Annotated in this window: 1 protein-coding gene and 1 pseudogene; both read left to right on the top strand. The window is 57.4% G+C overall.

Features of this window, described 5'->3' with window-relative positions; translation table 11 throughout:
- A partial coding sequence (locus NC796_RS26485) for a HEAT repeat domain-containing protein (protein WP_310688897.1) occupies window positions 1-1,322 on the top strand: 1,322 nt, incomplete at its 5' end.
- A 78-nt stretch (window positions 1,323-1,400) separates the two neighbouring features.
- Window positions 1,401-2,021, top strand: a pseudogene (locus NC796_RS26480) (hypothetical protein); the annotation flags it as partial.

Raw genomic sequence — 2,021 nt, 5'->3', positions numbered from 1 at the left:
TGCGACCGACCTCCGGGCTGGAGTTTGTCTCCAGCCGTCACTTCCCCCCCGAAGTGCAGGGCGATATGTTGATTAACAATACGATCGGCTTCCTGGGGACCAAGCAGCACCAGATGATTGAGGATGGGACCGGGTTCACAACAAAGCACCGGCAGGACCTGGTGACCTCCTCCGATGGCAATTTCCGCCCGGTGGATATGGAGTTTGCCCCTGACGGGTCGCTGTACCTGGTCGACTGGCACAACGTACTTATTGGCCACATGCAGCACAATGCCCGCGATCCGCTGCGCGATCACAAGCACGGGCGGATCTACCGCATTACCTACCCCGACCGTCCGCTGGTGGAGCCAGCACCGGTGGCCGGGGCCTCAACAGAGCAGCTGCTGGAAAACCTGACCCTGCCCGAGTATCGTACCCGCTACCGCACCCGGCGCGAACTGCGTGGTCGGGACGCTGGCCAGGTCCGTGCGGCCATCGACACTTGGATCGCCGGGCTGGACGAAAGTGATTCGCACTATGAACACCACCTGCTGGAAGCCCTGTGGGTAACGTGGGGACTGAACAGTGTGGACCAGGATCTTCTCCGCCGCTTGCTGGAATCCGAGGACCATCGGGTACGAGCCGCCGCGGTACGCGTGCTGCGCTACAGCGGCCACCAAATTGAGGGGCAGCAAGAACTTCTAACACAAGCTGCTGGCGACTCACACGGGCGAGTCCGCTTGGAGGCGATCGTAGCGGCCTCGTGGCTGCCGGAGCAGGAGGGGCTCCCCGTGCTTTCGGAAGCAGCCAAACATCCGCTGGACCGGCATATCGCCCCCACGTTTAACGCGGCGATGGCGCATATCCAGGGCACCTCTTATATGCCGCCGGAACAAGGCGAAGAGACCGTACAGACCGACCTGGAAGGGACCGACCGTGAGCTGTATGAACTGGGCGAGAAGATCTTTAGCCGCGATGGCAGCTGCGAGACCTGCCACCAACCCAACGGCAAAGGGCTGGCCGCCTCCGGATTTCCACCGCTGGCGGGCACGGATTGGGTAACGGGCGACCCCGAGCGGTTGATCAAGCTCGTACTCAAAGGGATGCAGGGCCCGCTCGAAGTCTTGGGCGAGCAATACCCCGGACAGGTGCCCATGACTCCGTTTGGCGGGATGCTGGATGATGAGGAAGTGGCCGCCGTGCTGACCTACGTGCGCAATTCCTTTGGTAACGAGGCTGATCCTATTAGCCCCGAAACGGTCGAAAAGGTCCGAGCTACTGTGCAGGATAAAGAAGGGTTTTATACCCCTGAGGAACTGCTCAACGAACATCCCATGGAGTAGAGGGACAGCGGGCCTTTGAAACTCAATGGATACCGAAATTTTCTAATTAACGAACATTATAACACCTATTTGTTGCTTATGAAATCTACCACCTATAATATGCGATTGATTGTTACTTGTACTTGGGTATTATTCCTTTTTGCCATCGCTTGGGCCCCGGCGCAGGCCCAGCAGGGGGAGCAGTGGATCTCTTACGAACCGGTTGAGGGGCCTGGCAATGGCAAACACATTGTGCTGGTCAGTGGGGATGAGGAGTATCGATCGGAAGAAGCGTTGCCGTTGCTGGCAGAAATTTTGGCTAAACACCATGGATTTAAGACAACGGTACTGTTTGCCATAAATCCTGAGACCGGGGAGGTGGATCCTGAGTATCAAAACAATATTCCGGGCCTGCAGAATCTGCAAAGCGCAGACCTGATGGTCATATTCACCCGGTTCCGTGAGCTGCCGGACGAGCAGATGAAATATATCGACCAGTACCTGAAGGCGGGGAAGCCAGTGGTGGGAATGCGCACGGCTACCCACGCCTTCATGTATGAGGATAATCCCGACAGCCCATACGCACATTATGATTTCCAGAGCACCGAAAAGGGGTGGGAAGATGGATTCGGGCGCCAGATCCTCGGAGAGACCTGGATCGACCATCATGGGTCGCACGGTGAGGAAGGAACCCGGGCTATTATCGATGGAATAAAGAAA

The organism is Aliifodinibius sp. S!AR15-10, assembly GCF_031569985.1.
Taxonomy (GTDB): domain Bacteria; phylum Bacteroidota; class Rhodothermia; order Balneolales; family Balneolaceae; genus JAMQKA01.
Note: the sequence above shows the minus strand (reverse complement) of the source record. Positions and strands in the feature narration are given on the sequence as shown.